This is a genomic window from Bifidobacterium sp. SKU, assembly GCF_026016405.1.
Taxonomy (GTDB): Bacteria; Actinomycetota; Actinomycetes; order Actinomycetales; family Bifidobacteriaceae; genus Bifidobacterium; species Bifidobacterium bifidum.
On sequence record NZ_CP092890.1, the window covers coordinates 952,587 to 967,576 of the forward strand.

The 14,990-nt window shown below is 63.3% G+C and carries 10 protein-coding genes, 1 tRNA gene and 1 pseudogene; 5 read left to right on the plus strand and 7 right to left on the minus strand.

The features are described 5' to 3' along the window. The first annotated feature begins 22 nt into the window (after window positions 1-22). Genes MMB49_RS03975 through glgX form a run of 3 tightly spaced genes read left to right on the plus strand, consistent with a single transcriptional unit; the run spans window position 23 to window position 3,926 of the window. Entirely contained in the window at window positions 23-940 is a 918-nt protein-coding gene (locus tag MMB49_RS03975; RefSeq protein WP_047271891.1) for a Nif3-like dinuclear metal center hexameric protein, read from the plus strand. Window positions 941-993: 53 nt separating this feature from the next. Beyond that, a complete protein-coding gene (locus MMB49_RS03980; protein WP_047297670.1) occupies window positions 994-1,722 on the plus strand; it encodes an NUDIX hydrolase in 729 nt (242 codons plus the stop codon). 32 nt (window positions 1,723-1,754) lie between these two features. Next, a complete protein-coding gene (glgX, locus tag MMB49_RS03985) occupies window positions 1,755-3,926 on the plus strand; it encodes a glycogen debranching protein GlgX (RefSeq protein WP_003821081.1) in 2,172 nt (723 codons plus the stop codon). Window positions 3,927-4,001: 75 nt separating this feature from the next. On the opposite strand, the pseudogene MMB49_RS03990 reads toward glgX, so the two are convergent. Together MMB49_RS03990 and MMB49_RS03995 are read right to left on the minus strand one after the other, a co-directional pair. Then, a pseudogene (locus MMB49_RS03990) lies at window positions 4,002-5,220 on the minus strand (ABC transporter permease). 110 nt (window positions 5,221-5,330) lie between these two features. Further along, entirely contained in the window at window positions 5,331-6,602 is a 1,272-nt protein-coding gene (locus tag MMB49_RS03995; protein WP_101357152.1) for an IS30 family transposase, read from the minus strand. 491 nt (window positions 6,603-7,093) lie between these two features. Between MMB49_RS03995 and MMB49_RS04000 the strand changes: the two genes are divergently transcribed. After that, window positions 7,094-7,167 (plus strand) — tRNA-Pro (locus MMB49_RS04000). A 164-nt stretch (window positions 7,168-7,331) separates the two neighbouring features. Here the strand turns inward: MMB49_RS04000 and MMB49_RS04005 are convergent. After that, on the minus strand, window positions 7,332-7,985 hold the full coding sequence (locus MMB49_RS04005) for a tyrosine-type recombinase/integrase (protein ID WP_047271895.1): 654 nt from the start codon (window positions 7,983-7,985) through the stop codon (window positions 7,332-7,334). Window positions 7,986-8,462: 477 nt separating this feature from the next. Further along, the gene (locus tag MMB49_RS04010) at window positions 8,463-9,080 is read right to left on the minus strand and encodes a Type 1 glutamine amidotransferase-like domain-containing protein (protein ID WP_047297679.1); all 618 of its coding nucleotides are present in this window, start codon (window positions 9,078-9,080) and stop codon (window positions 8,463-8,465) included. 193 nt (window positions 9,081-9,273) lie between these two features. Between MMB49_RS04010 and aroA the strand changes: the two genes are divergently transcribed. Next, a complete protein-coding gene (aroA, locus tag MMB49_RS04015; protein WP_192829135.1) occupies window positions 9,274-10,632 on the plus strand; it encodes a 3-phosphoshikimate 1-carboxyvinyltransferase in 1,359 nt (452 codons plus the stop codon). 113 nt (window positions 10,633-10,745) lie between these two features. On the opposite strand, the gene MMB49_RS04020 is transcribed toward aroA, so the two are convergent. The 3 genes from MMB49_RS04020 to MMB49_RS04030 all read right to left on the minus strand — a co-directional run bounded on the left by MMB49_RS04020 (window position 10,746) and on the right by MMB49_RS04030 (window position 14,908). Further along, on the minus strand, window positions 10,746-11,975 hold the full coding sequence (locus MMB49_RS04020; protein ID WP_047271899.1) for an acetate/propionate family kinase: 1,230 nt from the start codon (window positions 11,973-11,975) through the stop codon (window positions 10,746-10,748). A 281-nt stretch (window positions 11,976-12,256) separates the two neighbouring features. Beyond that, window positions 12,257-13,927 (minus strand): phosphate acetyltransferase, encoded by a 1,671-nt coding sequence (gene pta / locus MMB49_RS04025; RefSeq protein WP_003812775.1) that lies wholly within the window; start codon window positions 13,925-13,927, stop codon window positions 12,257-12,259. Window positions 13,928-14,029: 102 nt separating this feature from the next. Continuing rightward, a complete protein-coding gene (locus tag MMB49_RS04030) occupies window positions 14,030-14,908 on the minus strand; it encodes an IS30 family transposase (protein WP_348519590.1) in 879 nt (292 codons plus the stop codon). Between the last annotated feature and the right edge of the window lie 82 nt (window positions 14,909-14,990).

Sequence of the window (14,990 nt, forward strand, 5' to 3'; positions counted from 1 at the left end):
AGAAAAGAAAAGAGGACAAGCCATGACCACGCTTCGACAGGTCGTCAACGTAGTGGAAACCCTGTATCCGCTGCGCTATGCGGAATCCTGGGACGCGCCCGGCCTGATCGTCGGCGAGCCCGGTGCCGACGTCGGACTGGTCGCATTCGCCGCGGACCCCACCATGGCGGTGATCGACGAGGCCATCGAACGCGGCGCCGACCTGCTGATATGCCATCACCCGCTGCTGTTCCGTTCCGTGCACGCTGTCTCCGGACAGGACGTGCACGGTGCCATCGTCGGCAAACTGTACAGCCATCACTGCGCTCTGTGGGTGGGTCACACCAACGCCGATGCCGCGTGGCGCGGTGTAGGGCAGGCTGCGGCCGACGCGTTCGGCCTGGTCGATCAGCGGCCTCTGGTGCCCATCGACGACTCGGGGTCTGCGCACGCCGTGGGCCTGGGTCGTGTCGGCCTGCTGGAGGAGCCGATGACCTTGGAGCGTTTCGCGCATCGCGTGGCGCAGGCGCTGCCGGCCACGAATCTTGGTGTTCAGGTCGCCGGCGACCTCCAGTCGCTCGTGCGGCGTGTCGCGGTGCTGCCGGGATCGGGGGACTCGCTGTTCGACGAGGTGCGGGCCAGCGGAGCCGATGTGTATGTGACCAGCGACCTGCGCCATCATCCGGCGACTGACGCCTTGGAACAGGCGCGGTACGAGGCGTCGCTGCTCTCGCGCGGACTGGCCGCCCCCTCGGCCGGAAATACGGGAACGGCAGGGAGCGCCGTCGCCCGTCCGGCGCTGATCAACACGCCGCACTCCGCCATCGAGTCGCTGTGGTTCCGATACGCCCCGGACGACATCGCCGCGGCGGTCGGGCGGGCGACGGGGGAGACCATACGCACCACCCATATCACGATGAACACCGATCCGTGGACGCTGAGTATCCCCTGCCGGAGCTAGCCGGCTGCCGCTGCACATCGCTGACAACTTCTTTCGAAAAAGGACCATTCATCATGCCTGACCGTTCAACCGCTGACACCGCTGGCACTGCCGAAACCGCGGGTACCGCCGCCGCAAGCGACATCACCCGTCAGGTCGACGCGCTGCTCGACCGCTCCACCGACGGCATCGTCATGGACAGCCGGGATCGCAGGGCCGTCGTGCTGTCACGACAGACCGTGTACCAAGGGGCGGTGTTCGACGTGGAGGACATGCGCATCGCGCTGCCGGCCGGTGGCGGGGACTGCGTCACCGTGCGTCGCCAGGTGTGCCGTCACGCGCCATGCGTCGTCATGCTCGTCCATGACGAGGTCCGGGACCTGTACCTGCTGGAGCGCGAGTACCGCGTAGGCTCCGACCTGTTCGCCTACGGTCTGCCGGCGGGACTGATGGACGACGGAGAGGACGTGGAGCAGGCGGCGCTGCGCGAGCTCGCCGAGGAGACCGGCGTGGTGCCGGTCGGAGAGGACGGCGTCATATTCGACCATGTGGGGGCGTTCTACTCGTCGGAAGGCATGAGCGACGAGCTCGCCAACATCATGGTCATGCACCTGCGACGCTGGGAAAGCCGACCGCGCCGGTTCGATCCCGACGAACACGTGGAATCTGCGTGGGTGACCTGGCGCCAACTCGCCGGAGTGCCGGTCACCGCGTCGAACTCCGTCATCGCCATACAGCATGAGAAGATTCAGCGAATTCTGAAAAAAATAAGCATTCATAGTAAAACAAACATAGTTTGCTGAGAATTTTTCTTTATATCGGTTTGAAGTTAACTATGTTCACGTTGGCGTGCGATAATATGACCATGCAGCAAATACGACCCGGCTCCATGTACCCGTTGGGTGCGAACTACGACGGTTCTGGCGTGAATTTCGCCTTGTTCTCGCAGGTGGCGGACAAGGTCGAGTTATGTCTGTTCGACGAGGACGACAAAGAGACGCGCATCGAGATGACCGAGCAGAACTCGTACGTCTGGCATAACTATATTTCCGGAATCCAACCCGGGCAACGCTACGGTTACCGCGTGTACGGCCCGTACGATCCCGCCAAGGGCATGCGGTGCAACCCGAACAAGCTGCTGCTCGACCCCTACGCCAAAGCCATCGAAGGCAATATCGACGGCGACGAAAGCCTGTTCTCCTACCGTTTCGCCGACCCGGACGGCCCAATGAACGACCTCGACTCAGCCGATCACACCATGAAGTCCGCAGTCGTCAACCCCTATTTTGACTGGGGCAACGACCAGCATCCGAACACGCCATACCATGATTCGGTCATCTACGAAGCCCACGTGCGCGGCATGACCAACCTCAACAAGGACGTGCCGCCACAGATTCGCGGAACCTACGCCGGCCTCGCGCACCCCTCGGTGATCGAATACCTGAAAAAGCTCGGCATCACCGCACTGGAGCTCATGCCCATCCACCAGTTCGTCAACGACTCGTTCCTGCAGGAAAAGGGACTGAGCAACTACTGGGGATACAACACCATCGGGTTCTTCGCGCCGCACAACGCCTACGCATGCTCAGGCCAGCGCGGCGAGCAGGTCAACGAGTTCAAGGCGATGGTCAAGGCATACCACCGCGCTGGCATCGAGATCATCCTCGACGTGGTTTACAACCACACCGCCGAAGGCAACGACATGGGCCCGACCCTGAGCTTCAGGGGCATCGACAACCAGTCGTACTATCGTCTGGTAGATGGCGATCCGCGGCATTACTTCGACACCACCGGCACCGGCAACTCGCTGCTCATGCGCTCTCCCCACGCGCTGCAGCTCATCACCGACTCGCTGCGTTATTGGGTCACCGAAATGCACGTCGACGGCTTCCGCTTTGATCTGGCCGCCACGCTGGCACGCCAGTTCCAGGAGGTCGACAAGCTGTCCGCATTCTTCGACATCGTCGAACAGGATCCGGTCATCTCACGTGTCAAACTCATCGCCGAACCGTGGGATCTCGGCTCCGGCGGCTACCAGGTGGGCGGGTTCCCGTCGAGCTGGTCCGAATGGAACGGCCGTTACCGCGACTGCGTGCGCGACTTCTGGCGCTCGCAGCCGTCCACGCTTCCCGAGTTCGCCAGCCGTCTGCTCGGCAGCTCAGACCTGTATCAGGTCAACGGCCGCAGGCCGGTCGCTTCGGTGAACTTCATCACCGCGCACGACGGCTTCACCATGAACGATCTGGTCACGTACAACAACAAGCACAACATGGCCAACGGCGAAGACAACCGCGACGGCGAAAGCAACAATCGTTCATGGAACTGCGGCGTGGAAGGCCCCACAACCATTAGCGATGTCAACAACCTGCGCCAGCGGCAGCTGCGCAACCTGTTCTCCACGCTGCTGGTCAGCCAGGGCATCCCGATGATCTGCGGCGGCGACGAGGTGGAACGCACCCAGCAGGGCAACAACAATGCCTACTGCCAGGACAACGAGATATCGTGGCGCAGCTGGGACTCCACGCCCGAGCAGGAGGACCTGCTGCAGTTCGTGTCCAAGCTGATCCATCTGCGGCTGGAGCATCCCGTGCTGCACAGGCGCCGCTTCTTCTCCGGACGTGAGCCGGGCGAGGACGTCTCGACGATCCCGCAGATCGAATGGTTCGACCACACCGGATCAATCATGGACATGGATGACTGGTCGAACACGCACGCGTTCTCGATGATGGTGTTCCTCAACGGCTCGCGCATCCCCGAGACTGACTGGTACGGTTCGCCGATGATCGACAACGATTTCATCCTGATCTTCAACGCGCATTACGAGCCGATCATGTTCACTCTGCCCAGTGAGCGGTATGGCAAGAAGTGGCAGCTGCTCATCGACACATACAACCCCAAGGGGCCGGAGCTGAGCTATGAGGCGGGATTCGCCATCACCGCCCAGGCGCGCAGCTTCCTGCTGCTCAAGAGTTCTGATTGCCCGGCGGTACGTCGCGAGGACAGCTGAGATATCGTGGCAGGTGCTTCGCACCTGCGCGCTGTGTGCGCTACGCTGGGCAGGCGCCGACCGGTGACTTGCGTGTTACCGGTCGTTCGACAGGCGGGATTGCAGTTCCGCGACCTGCTCGTTGGTGCCGGAGCCGTCCGCGTCTCGGGCTGGATTGCCGGGGCCGGCACCGGTGCTGTTACCAGTGCCGGGCTGCAGCATCATCAGCTGATCCTGCAGACGATCGGCCTCGATTGCGGCGATTTGCCTTGAGAAGACGATGAACCATCCCAGAAACAGCAGTCCGGCGAGCGCTTCGAGATTGGTGAGCGTTTCCTGGCCCATCAGCATCCTGATGCCGATGGCAGAGCAGATCAGAATCGCCAAGGCGGAAATCACCGACATCACCTTCGGTATCCGCGGGGCGAGCCACGGCAGGGAGAGCATCAACACGCCCATGATGACCGTCAGTCCCTTGGCGCACACGTTGTGCATGATCGGGTGCGGCGTATAGCGGAACGCGCCGATGCCTATGAACATGAGCCCGGATATGGTCAGCAGCAGCGACAGGATGGCGATACGCAACGTGAAATGCGTGATGTCGCGGTCATCGGCGGCGGTGCCGGTGCTTTTGTTCATCTGATGGCGTGCTCGCTGTATGCGTTCGGTGGTGATCAGCTCCGAGATGGCGAAGTAGCTGACGATGATGATGCACGTTCCGGCGAGCATCAGCGTCGAGTTGAACATGCGGGCCGCGAACGTGGTGCGGTCGCCGAGCTGCGAGAAATTGTTGTGGTACCAGTACGGGTCGTCGGTTGGTCAGGCCGGCGGTGCACACGCCGGAAATCACGAAGAACGGCAGCAGCGAGGCCAACGTCTTCGCGTTCATCATCTCCGCCTGCACGAACGTCATATAACCGACGACGCCCGCGAAGCCGGCGCAGATGGGGGTGAGGTATCCGCTGAACGTCGCCGACCCCATCATGCCGTTGATTGCGCCGAGTAGGGCGAATGACGAGAGGAACACGGTCGCCGCGTACACGATCGACAATGCGAGGATCTCGAACACGCGACGAATCGGGGCGAACCAGCCGCGATGCAGGTTGAGCGAATGGGAGTGGCTGGCGTAACCGACGCAGAATGACAGGGCGGCGCAACCGGCCAGAATGCCCGCGCACACCATGAAACGTCGTTGGGTGATCTGCCAGATCGCCGGGGCGAACTGCATGTACAGCGACATCATTATCGCGCCGACCATCGCGCAGATCAGGAATGAGATCAGACCAAGGGTCTCCGCTCGCTGATGACGTCCCATGACACCCCTTTCGCCGTCCGGATATCCATTGTACTCGTGCGGTTTCGCGGCTGTGTTGGGTGGATTCTAGTGGTGGTTGCAACGCCTGATTGGTTTTGTTGGTTGTTAGGTTAGCTTGCGGTGTTGAGTAGTTCGATGATCTTCTCGCTGGGCTTCATGAACCCGAGGGTTTTGCGTGGCCGGTCGTTGAGTTCCTCGGCGACCGCGTCGAGGTAGTCCTCCGGGTAGACGGATAGGTCGGTGCCTTTGGGGAAGTACTGGCGCAACAGGCCGTTGGTGTTCTCGTTGGTACCGCGCTGCCACGGGGAGTGCGGGTCGCAGAAGTAGACGGCCATGTCCAGTGCCGTGGTGATCCGTTTGTGCAGGGCGAGCTCGCTTCCCTGGTCCCAGGTCAGGCTGTTGCGCAGGAGTTTGGGCAGGTGCTGCATCTTGTCGATGATGGCCTGCTGGACGTGTTCGGCGTCGTGCCCGTCGGGCAGGCGCAGCAGGATCGTGAACCTGGTGGTGCGCTCGACGAGCGTGCCGATGGCGCTTTGGTTCTTGGCGCCGGTGATCAGGTCGCCCTCCCAGTGTCCGGGCACGGCGCGGTCCTCTATCTCGGCCGGCCGTTCGCTGATCATGACCATGGGCTCGCGGAACCGGGGTCTGCGCCCGCCGTCGCCCTGTGGCTTGCGCTTGGCCCGGCCTTGCCTCATGGCGCGTTTCAGCTCCTGTTTGAGTTCGCCCCTGGCCTGCAGGTAGATGGCCTGGTAGATCGTCTCGACGCTCGCGTGCATATCCCCATTATCCGGGAAGTCCAGCCTCAGCCGGTTGGCTATCTGCTCCGGGCTCCAATGCCTGCGCAACCCGGCGGCGATCTCGTCCCACAGTCGCGTGCCCACGGCCGCCTTGCGCGGTCTGGGGCGTTTGAGCCGGTCCGCGGCCTTCTGCTGGGCGCGGTAGGGCTCGCAGCCGCCGGACTCGGGATTCCTGTTGCGCTCGACCTCGCGGCTGACCGTGCCGGGGTCGCGGCCCAGCAGCCGGGCGATGGCGCGGATCGAATCGCCCAGACGCAGACGGTCCGCGATGGCGATCCTCTCGTCCTGGCTCAGATAGCGCGCATGGATCCTCTTTGGTTTGTCCATGGTGGAACGATACCAGTCCACCAGGGGTTTCTCGTTCCTTCCCGTGGCGCGCGTCCTGCCGTTGCGCCACGCCTTGCCGGCGCGTTTCGAGACGCCGACCGCGTGCGCGGCCTGGGTGAAGTTCATGCCCTCCTCATCCAGCAGGCGCACGTACTCGGCGCGTCTCGCCTCGCACATCTCGTTCCTCGTCGGGTATTCGACGCCGTTGAACGCCCAACGGCGTGCGTCGCGGTCCCCGTCATGATGATGGCTTTTCATCACCTGATCCTCCTTGCGGTAGGTCAGGTGTTGCAACGATCACTAGAACCCGCCTTGCGTTGGTGGCCGGGGAGGGGGGGCGGTGCGGGACGAGATTGTGACGCGACGGTACGGGATTATGACGGGGCGGCGTGGAACGATGACCGGCATGCGGCGTGGTGCCTGTTCATGCGTGGGATGTGTCGTCCGGATTTTGCGTTCCTAAGTGCGCGCCGAAACGACGACCGTGCGCACATAGGTACGCAAACAGGGCCATTTGCGTACCTATGTTCGCGCACTCGTCGTTTCGGCGCGCACTTAGGAACGCAATGGGAGGGGGCCTACATTGCACCGATTATTTGGACCATCGGCGGGGTGGAAGATGCGGGTCGAGTCCAATGGCCACGGATTCGGTCGCCAAGGCCTACGGAACCCGGCGATAATTGAAAAACGGGCTCAGTCTCAGCCTATGGTATACTCAACATTTGTGCTTTGCCTTGGGCTGGGCACATCGGGCTGTAGCGCAGTTTGGTAGCGCGCCTGCTTTGGGAGCAGGATGTCGCAGGTTCAAATCCTGTCAGCCCGACCGGAGCCCTTGGAAACATTAGGTTTTCAAGGGCTTATTTTTCCGTCGAAAACAATCTGCATACAAATGCATACAAACGCCGCGGGATCTCCATGCCCGATTCACACGAGTTCGCGCTCGCGGAGGGCTCCGATCGCGTAGGCCACGTCGTCCAATTGTTCCGGTCAGAGCGCCGTGTAGGTGTTCAATGTGATGCTGGGAGAGGAGTGGCCGAGCTGCATCTGCAGGGTCTTCGCGTCCGCGCCCTGGGCGATCGCGAAGCTCGCGTATGTGTGGCGCAGACTGTGTATGGTCACGCCCTCGTCCTCCATGCCGGCCGCTTTGACGGCCTTGTTCCATATCCTTGTCCGCCACATGTTCGTCCAGACGTTCCCGCCACGGGTGGCACGGAACAGCCAGTCGTCATCACCCATGCCATCCATCTGCGCCTTGATCTGCGGCATGAGGAACCGTGGTATCGCGATATTGCGGGCCTTTCCGTTCTTCGGGGTGCCGAGCATGCTACCGCCGTGCCCGTCGTCAGTCCATGTGCGGCCTATCCTGGCGCGCCGCTTGGCCGCGTCCACGTCACCGACCTTAAGGGCAAGCGATTCGCCTATGCGGCATCCCATATAGGCCTGCCATCTGACCAGCAGACCGTCCACCGGCTTCCCGATCTTTTCCACCTCGTCCGCGAGCAACTTGACCTCGCGGACCGAGAGGAACACCATGTCGTCGTCGGAGGCGATCTTCGGCACGGTGACCCTGTCCACAGGATTCTCACCGATCCACCCGTTCGAGACGGCGTAGTCAAAGATGCCTTTGAGGACGAATTCCATGCTGGTCCCTTCAGTGGCGCCGGTGATGATTGCGGTGCCGGCTGTTGTTGACCATCCTATCGTCGCCAGTGGGCCGCCGCCTGAATAATTCCGAATGGAAAAGCGGTCCCGGGCTGTGCTAATCGCCGTTTGAGGCGTGAAAGCGGGATTAGTGTGGGCGAAATTGGTGGTATCTACATTTCGAGGGGTTGATCTGATGGATCAGGAACATCTATCTGCATTTCAGGGGGTTGCCCAAACGCGATATCCGAAGTATTAAGCGTTTTTTGCTGCTGGGATTGCGCGGTTTTGGGAGCGTTCATACTTGGCTGGCACCCCCTCGAAACGTAGATAGATGTCCGGCGAGACCGAAATCAACCCCTCGAAACGTAGATACGGTTCAATGACGATGTGATTCCGGGCTTTTCGCCCATGACCGGGGGAGAGAAGATGGCGAATCGCGCCGGAAAGGGGTCGTGCCCGAACCGTGATGCCTCGTCATGACTGCAACATGGTGATGCCGCCGTCCCTGACGAGCAGTGATTGACGGTCAGTGAGCGCGCGTAGGTCGAGCTCCGTGGAATACCGTTCGATGATGAGCCGTGCCGCCTGACCCATCGTGGGATTGCCCAGATGCGGCACCACATGGAAATCCGTCAGACCGAGTCCTTTGTAGTCGCGCAGACCCGGGGCGCGATCCGTGCGGTCCATGATGGAGCAGTAGCCGATGTCCGGCGACATGATGACCGAACCGGCTGATTCGCCGATATACGGGATCCCGTCGGCTATCCGTTCGGCGAGCAGCGCATCCGCGCCGCTCCGCCGCAGTTCCTGCAGCAGAAAGAACGAATTGCCGCCGCCGACATATATGCAGTCGGCGTCCGAGAGGGTGCTCCACACGTCGGGGGCAGCGGCCGTTGAAACATCCAGTTCGGTGACGCGGAATCCCAGTTGACGCAGTTGGCGGCGGGTCAGCATCGTATGCGCGAACCCCCATGGCTCCACGGCCGCGGCGGTCGTGATGTACGCCAGTCGACCGCCGTGCAGCCCGGGCAGTGCATGCGGGATCATCCCTGCGGCTCCGCGCAGCGTCGATGTGAGCATCATGGTCGCCATCCTGGCCTCCTTTCGTATCGCCCAGTATAGGACCGCGTTCATGAGAGCGCTGACAGATGAAAGGTCGAATGCGCGCGGTGGCGTTTGGCGCTCGCCTGGCCCGGTTGCCGGAAATGACGACATGGGCGCGAACGATTCCGCCGATGCGGACGGAAAATGCCATAACTCGAACGAAGACGATACGATTGGACGCATGAGCGAAACGAACAATGACAACCTGTGGCCGGCCCCGACCGCTGACGGCCCGCTGAACGCGACCGTGACCATCCCCGGCAGCAAATCCCTGTCGAATCGGTATCTGATCCTCGCCGTGCTTGGCGCGAAGCCCGTCACGCTTGTCGGGCTGTTGCGCTCGCGCGACACCGAACTGATGATGGGAGCGCTGTCGGCGCTTGGTGTGCGCTGCGACATCGACCCGGAAAACGACACCACGGTCACGGTGACGCCGCCGGAATCCGGCCGATTCAGCGGCAATGTGGGCGTGTACTGCGGGCTCGCCGGCACGGTGATGCGTTTCGTGCCGGGACTGGCGCTGTTCGCGGACGCCCCGGTGCGGTTCGATGGAGACGATCAGGCATACGCGAGGCCGATGCAGCCGGTTCTCGACGGGCTCGAACAGCTCGGCGCCCGCGTCGAATACCACGGCGAGCACGGCCGGTTACCGTTCACCATCACGCCACCGCGTCATGATGGTGAACGGGCCGATGACGGTTCCGCTGCCGCCAAGGTGAGCATCGACTCGTCCGGCTCTTCACAGTTCATCTCCGGTCTGCTGCTGATCGGGTCGCGCCTGCCCGGTGGGCTGGAGTTGCGGCATACGGGGGAGAAGACGCCGAGCCTGCCGCATATCCGCATGACCGTCGCTGATGTGAACGGCGCGAGCGGCAATGCGACCGCTGATGAGGAGTCTCGCGTCTGGCGAGTCGGCCATGCCGCGTTGCAGCTGCCGGAACGCGTGGTCGTCGAACCTGACCTGTCGAATGCGGCGCCGTTCCTCGGCGCGGCTTTGATCGCCGGAGGCACGGTGCGCGTGCCGCACTGGCCTGCTGAGACCACCCAGCCCGGTGGACTGCTGCCGGGATATCTGGAACGCATGGGCGCGCGCGTCTCGTTCCCCGAAGAGGACGGCGTGCGGTATTGCGAGGTGAGTGGCGACGGCCATGTGCATGGTCTTGGTGATTTCGACCTGACCGCGGCAGGGGAGATCGCGCCGTCGCTCGCGGCGATACTGGCGTTTGCCGATGCTCCGACCCGTATGCTCGGCATCGGTCATCTGCGTGGTCATGAGACGAACCGTCTGGAGGCGCTGGTCACGGAGATCACGCGCATCGGGGGAGAGGCCCGCGAACTGGAGGATGGCATCGAGATCACTCCTGTGCCGGTTGAGCGTCTGCACGGTGAGGTGATGGAATCCTACGCTGATCACCGCATGGCGACGTTCGCCGCGATGATCGGGCTGGCCGTGCCGGGCGTCCGAATCGTCAACGTGGAGACCACGCGCAAGACACTGCCCGATTTCGTGGGCATGTGGACCGGCATGTTGGATCGGTGACCGCGACGAATATCACGGATATACGATGAGGGGCTGATTCCCAGCGGAATCAGCCCCTCATTTATGTTCGTCCGTTTGCGTTAGACGGACTGCGGCCTGCTAACGGCAGTTCGTCACTTGGCGAACGTGTTGCCGTAAGTGTCCACGCCGTTCTCGGCGATTTCGGCGGACTTGCGGGCGATGGCCAGCTCCTCGTTCGTCGGGATGACGGCGATGATCACGGAGGAGTCCGGGGTGGAGATGATGCGCGGCTCCTTGGAGCGCTTCGCGTTCTTCTCCTCGTCCAGCTTGACGCCGAACGGGGCGAGCTTGTCGCACACCATCTTGCGCACGATGTCGTCGTTCTCGCCGACGCCGGCGGTGAAGGTGATTACGTCGCAGCCGCCCATCTGGTAGGTGTAGTTGCCGATGTAGCTGACGATGCGGTGCACGTACACGTCGAGGGCCAGCTTGGCGTCCTCGTTGCCCTCGGCCACCAGACGGTGAACCTCGCGCAGGTCGCCGAAGCCGGTCATGCCCATCATGCCGGAGCGCTTGTTGAACAGGGTGTCGAGCTCGTCCACGTTCATGTGGGCGTTGCGGATGAGGTGGAAGACCACGGCCGGGTCGATGTCGCCGGTGCGGCCGCCCATCATCAGGCCTTCAAGCGGGGTCAGACCCATGGAGGTCTCGACCGGCTTGCCGGAAACCTCGGCGGAGGCGGAGGCTCCGTTGCCGATGTGCAGCACGATCTGCTTGAGGCCTTCGGCCGGCTTGCCGATGACGCCGGGGACCACGGAGGAGATGAACTCGTGCGAGGTGCCGTGGGCGCCGTAACGGCGGATGTGGTACTGGTCGGCAATCTCCTTGTTCAGCGCGTAGGTGCTGGCCGCCTTCGGCAGCTGGAAGAAGAAGGAGGAATCGAACACGAAGATCTGCGGAACGTCGGGCAGCAGCGCGCGCATGACTTCGGCGCCCTTGGCCTCCGGGCCGTTGTGCAGCGGGGCGAGCACGGCCAGGTCCTTGACGGCGTTGATGGTCTTGTCGGTCACGAGGGCCGGCTTCGGGAAGAGGGATCCGCCCTGAACCACACGGTGGCCGACGGCGACGATGCCTGCTTCGGACAGGTCCGGGCCGTACTCCTTGAAGAAGCCGAGCACGCGCCTGAGGCCCTGCTCGTGGTCGTGGATCGGCTCTTCGAGCTCGTGCTTCTCGCCGTTGTACTCGTGCTTGTAGTGACCGTCGACCGGTTCGCCGATCTTCTCGACGAGACCGGAGGCCAGACCTTCGCCGGACTCAAGATCGACCAGCTGATACTTGATAGAGCTGGAACCGGAATTGATGACAAGGACGGTTTTCGCCATTGTGGGCATCCTCCATGATTGATACGTACCGCGAAACACGGCTTTCCATCTGATAGATTACTCGCTGCTTGCTACAAATCAGCGCCGCAGGTTTCGCCGAGAGCCACCAAAGAGAAAAGCCCCGCTGACGGGCTGAGCCGTGAAGTAAACAGCGGGGCTGGTTATAGGTGAAGAGCGAACGACAGATTGCACGTGCCCCCGCTGGCGGGGGCTGTCGCGAAGCGACTGGGGGCGGTCGTAAAGAGCGGCTGTACCGCGCGGAGACCGCTAAAACACCCGCGTCACTGGGCCTCGATGGCGGTCAGTGCGATGGTGTTGATGATGTCCTGCACCGTCGCACCGCGTGAGAGGTCGTTGACGGGCTTGTTGAGGCCCTGCAGCACGGGGCCGATGGCGAGCGCCCCGGAGGAACGCTGCACGGCCTTGTAGCCGATGTTGCCGGAGCACAGGTCGGGGAACACGAACACGTTGACGTGTCCGGCCACGTCGTTGCCCTTGGCCTTGGTGGCTGCCACGTCGGGCGACCATGCGGCGTCGAACTGGATGGAGCCGACGACGGGCAGGTCCGGAGCCTTCTCCTTGACGATTCGCGTGGCCTCTTCGACGATGTCCACGTCCGGCCCCTTGCCGGAGCCGAGGGTGGAGTAGGAGAGCATGCCGACCTTGGGCTCGATGCCGAACGCCTTGGCGGTCACGGCGGACTGCAGCGCGATCTCCGCGAGCTGTTCGGCGTCCGGGTTGAGGTTGATGGCGCAGTCGGAGAACACGGTCACGTGGTCCTTGAAGCACATCAGGAAGGCGCCGGAGACGAGCCTCTGCCCGGGCTTGGTCTTGATGACCTGCAGCGCCGGACGCACGGTGTTTGCGGTGGAGTTGACCGCGCCGGACACCAGACCGTCGGCGTAACCGAGCACGACGAGCATCGTGCCGAAATAGCTCGCGTCGGTCAGCTGCTTGCGGGCCTGCTCTTCGGTCATGCCCTTCTTGGCGCGCAGCTCGCACAGCTTGGCGACCATGGGCTTGAGGATGTTCTCGTCGTCCATGGCCTGGAAGCGTGCCTTGCCCAGATGGGTCAGACCGAGTTCCGCGCCCCGGGCGAGGATCGCGCCCTTGTCGCCCACGATGATGAGGTTCGCGATCTCGCGCTCCAGCAGGTAGTCGGCCGCCTTGATGATGCGGTCCTCTTCGCCTTCGGGCAGCACGATCGTTTTCTTGTTCGCTTTGGCGCGGCCGAGCAGGCTGTACTGGAAGGCGTACGAGGTGATCGGGAAGTCGATCTCGACGTTGATGGCCCGCAGGACCTCTTCGGTTGGCACGTTCGCCTGGAAGGCGGCGAGCGCCGCATCGGCCTGCGACGCCTCGGTGAACGGGATCTGGGGGATCGTCCACACCGGCAGCCCGAAGTCCGCGAGCGTGTCCTTGACCGAGACGGAGTGGCGCGGCTCGCAGCCCGTCACGAAGATGCCCAGCACCTTGTTGCCGGCGGCCTCCATGCCTTCGATGGAGAGACGGACGGTGTCCTTGAGCTCGTCAGGCCAACGGTCGATGGTGCACACGGCGAGGAAGACGCCGGCCTGCAGGTCGGCGGCGATGTTCGCGTTGAACTCGTAGGCGGTTGGGTCGTTGACGTGTGACTTGTCGGTGCCGACGATGAGCGCCGCGTCCGCGCGGGACACGTTCATCGCGTCGTTGAACGCCGCGACGATGTCGCCGCGGGAGCCTTCCTTGTCCTTGCGCACCTGGTGAATGTCCAGTCCGGTGGACAGCGCGACGCCGAGGCCGGCGTTGGAGGCGTTCAGCAGGATGGGGGTGAAGTGGTCGTGATTGGAGACCGCGGGGCGGAACACGGTGGTCTTGAATTTGGTGGTCAGCGCCTTGAGCACGCCGTATGCCACGACGTTGCGTCCGTTTGCGCCTTCAGGACTTGCGATGTAGATGTTCGTTGTTGTCACGTTTGTCTCCTCGTCGGGGATGGTACTGCTCGTGTGACCGCCTTGTTTCACACTTACTGACATTGTAGTACCCGATCGTTCGCTGCCGGGCGTTCCCGTTGTCTATTTAGAAGTGCAACACCCCTGTTGGTCCTGCAATTCTAGCAGTTCGTCGGCGAATGCCTCGGCGGGCGTCCGGTAGTCCAGCACGCGCATGGGACGGTTGTCGGCCTCGTCGACAATCTCCCGCAGCTCCCCGGCCATGCCCATCCGGATCTCGCCGCGTTTGTGCGGATACCGGCGGATCATGCCGTTCCTGTTCTCGTTGCCTCCCCGCTGCCTGCTGGAGTACGGGTCGGCGAAGCACGTGTCCATGCCCAGCTCGCGCAGGCGCGTGTGGCGGGCGAACTCGGTGCCGTTGTCGTGCGTGACGCTGACGCGCGCGCCGGCCGGCAGCGGCGAGAACATCGCCAGCTGCGCCCCGACGCTTTCCCCGGCGGTCTTATCGGGCACGATCCCGGCCATGAGGAACCTGGTCTTCCTCTCGACCTCGGTGTGCAGGTCGCATCCGGCGCCGATCACGCTGTCGGCCTCCCAATGGCCGAAACCGCTGCGATCGCCGGCCTCCGGCGGACGCTCGGAGATGGGAGCCCGTCCGGGAATCGGGAAACGCGACGTCCTCCCGCCGCCACGCCTGCGCCGCCTCCTGCTGCCGCGTGGAAGGCGGCGCGCCCGGCGCTCACGGCGATGGCGGTCGGCGTAGACCCAACGGTGGACGGTCTCCGGGCACACGCGCATGGCGGGGTCGTCGGGGAACGGGACGCGCGGCCTGCCGTCGACGGGCGGCGGCGACCAGCCGCGACCCGGCCATTCGGCCACCCGCGCCCACAGGCGTCCGCATGACGGGCGGTGGCGCTTGCGCGGCTTGGCGCGCCTGCGGCCGGCCCTGCGCCGCGCGGGGCCGGCGATGCAGCATCCGCCCGTCCACGGGCCTGTCCTCAGCCGTTTCGGCCGGCACGGCCGGCAGGACCCGTTCTCGTCGGACGGGAACCCACGTGTTGCGTTTGATCTCCCTGCTGATGCC

What these genes read in the sequence shown, in the direction of transcription:
- MMB49_RS03975 (WP_047271891.1), top strand. Translation starts at nt 23, where the DNA reads ATGACCACGCTTCGACAGGTCGTCAACGTAGTGGAAACCCTGTATCCG.
- MMB49_RS03980 (WP_047297670.1), top strand. Translation starts at nt 994, where the DNA reads ATGCCTGACCGTTCAACCGCTGACACCGCTGGCACTGCCGAAACCGCG.
- glgX (WP_003821081.1), top strand. Translation starts at nt 1,755, where the DNA reads ATGTTCACGTTGGCGTGCGATAATATGACCATGCAGCAAATACGACCC.
- MMB49_RS03995 (WP_101357152.1), bottom strand. Translation starts at nt 6,602, where the DNA reads ATGAAAAGCCATCATCATGACGGGGACCGCGACGCACGCCGTTGGGCG.
- MMB49_RS04005 (WP_047271895.1), bottom strand. Translation starts at nt 7,985, where the DNA reads ATGGAATTCGTCCTCAAAGGCATCTTTGACTACGCCGTCTCGAACGGG.
- MMB49_RS04010 (WP_047297679.1), bottom strand. Translation starts at nt 9,080, where the DNA reads ATGGCGACCATGATGCTCACATCGACGCTGCGCGGAGCCGCAGGGATG.
- aroA (WP_192829135.1), top strand. Translation starts at nt 9,274, where the DNA reads ATGAGCGAAACGAACAATGACAACCTGTGGCCGGCCCCGACCGCTGAC.
- MMB49_RS04020 (WP_047271899.1), bottom strand. Translation starts at nt 11,975, where the DNA reads ATGGCGAAAACCGTCCTTGTCATCAATTCCGGTTCCAGCTCTATCAAG.